General features: G+C 65.5%; 1 protein-coding gene. It reads left to right on the forward strand.

Annotated elements, in window-relative coordinates:
* The coding region (locus tag A2I95_RS34610; protein WP_291737087.1) for a helicase-related protein at positions 1–1,878 on the forward strand (1,878 nt) is incomplete at both ends.

The raw sequence follows: 1,878 nt of genomic DNA on the forward strand, positions 1-1,878 counted from the left end.
GGCCGAAAGCAAACGCGGCGACCAGCTGATGCTGGCCTTGGCGCGGCTGCAAACGCTCTGCCCTGATCTGCGCCGGGTAGGCCTGTCAGCTACCGTGGACGACCCGCAGGCCATTGCCAGCTATCTGGCCTGCCACCCGGACGCCTGCAAAATCGTGCAGGCAGACCCCGGCCCCGCCCCAGACATCCGGATGCTGGAAACCAACGAGGCTCCGCCCTGGGCCGGCGGCGGTGCGGCCTATGCCATCGCGGCGGTGATGGAGCAGATCAAAGCACATAAAACCACGCTGATCTTCCACAACACCCGCACCCAGGCCGAAATCTTCTTTCGCAATCTCTGGCTCGCCAATGACGACGCGCTCCCGATCGGGATCCACCACGGCTCGCTCGACCGGGACCAGCGCGAACGGGTCGAGGCTGCTATGGTCCGCGGCGAACTGCGCGCTATTGTCTGCACCGGCTCGCTGGACCTTGGCATCGATTGGGGCGATGTGGACCTGGTGGTCCAGATCGGCGCGCCCAAGAACGTCAAGCGTCTGGTGCAGCGCATCGGCCGCGCCAACCACCGCTACAACGCGCCTTCCAAGGCGCTTCTGGTGCCCGCCAACCGGTTCGAGGTGGTGGAATGCCGTGCCGCGCTGGACGCCGTCCGTGCAGGCGATCTGGACGGCGAGGCGCGCGGCCCCGCTCCTCGCGATGTCCTCTGCCAGCACATCCTGATTGCAGCCTGCGCCGGGCCGTTTTCTGCGGATGAACTCTACACCGAAATAACCAGCGCCGGCGCCTATGCCGCCCTCACCCGCGCCGGTTTCGATGTCTGTCTGGATTTCTGTGCCACCGGCGGCTACGCGCTGAAAGCCTATGACCAATGGCAGCGCCTGCTGCAACGCCCGGACGGCAAATGGCAGCTGCGCGACCCGCGCGCCGCCCAACGCATCCGCATGAACCTGGGCACCATTCAGGACGCCGACCTGATCAAGGTTCGCCTGAAGCGCAGCCGCGGCGGCAAACCTCTGGGTGAGATCGAGGAAGCCTTTGCCGCCACCCTCACCCCCGGCGACACCTTCCTGATCGGCGGCCAGACCGTGCGATACGAGGGCTTGCGCGAAATGACTGTCGAGGTCACCCGCTGCCCCGGAAGAAAACCGAAGATCGCAGTATTCTCCGGCACCAAATTCGCCACCTCCACTCAGCTCAGCGCCCGCATCCTGGAGATGTTCAAACAGGATAGCTGGCCAAACCTGCCCCGCCACACCGCCGAATGGCTGGAACTGCAGCGCGAAGTCTCGGACCTTCCCCGCGCCGGGTCGCTGCTGATCGAAAGCTTCCCCCACGACGGGCGCGAGCATGCCTGCATTTATGGCTTTGCCGGCCGCAACGCACAGCAAACGCTGGGGCTGCTTCTGACCAAGCGGATGGAAGAACTCGGCCTCGACCCGCTTGGCTTTGTCTCGACGGACTACGCCACTTTGATCTGGGGGCTGGAGCCGCTGACAGACCCGGGCCCGCTGTTCGATGTCACGGCCCTGCGCGCAGGGCTGGAGGGATGGCTGGCCGGCAACGCGGTGATGAAACGCGCCTTCCGCGGCGCGGCGACCATCGCCGGGCTGATTGAACGCAACTCGCCCGGGCAACGCAAGAACGGGCGCCAGGCGGCATTCTCTTCCGACATCCTCTATGACACACTCAGGAAATACGACCCGGACCACCTGCTGATAGGCATCACCCGCGACGAAGCCCTGCGCGGGCTGGTGGACTTTGGCCGCATCGAACAGATGCTGGCGCGGATCAACGGCAGGATCACTCTGCGGCCGCTGGACCGGATCTCTCCGCTCGCAGCGCCGCTCTTGCTGGAGGTTGGCAAGGTTCCGGTCAAGGG

This window comes from Leisingera sp. F5 (genome assembly GCF_001593695.1).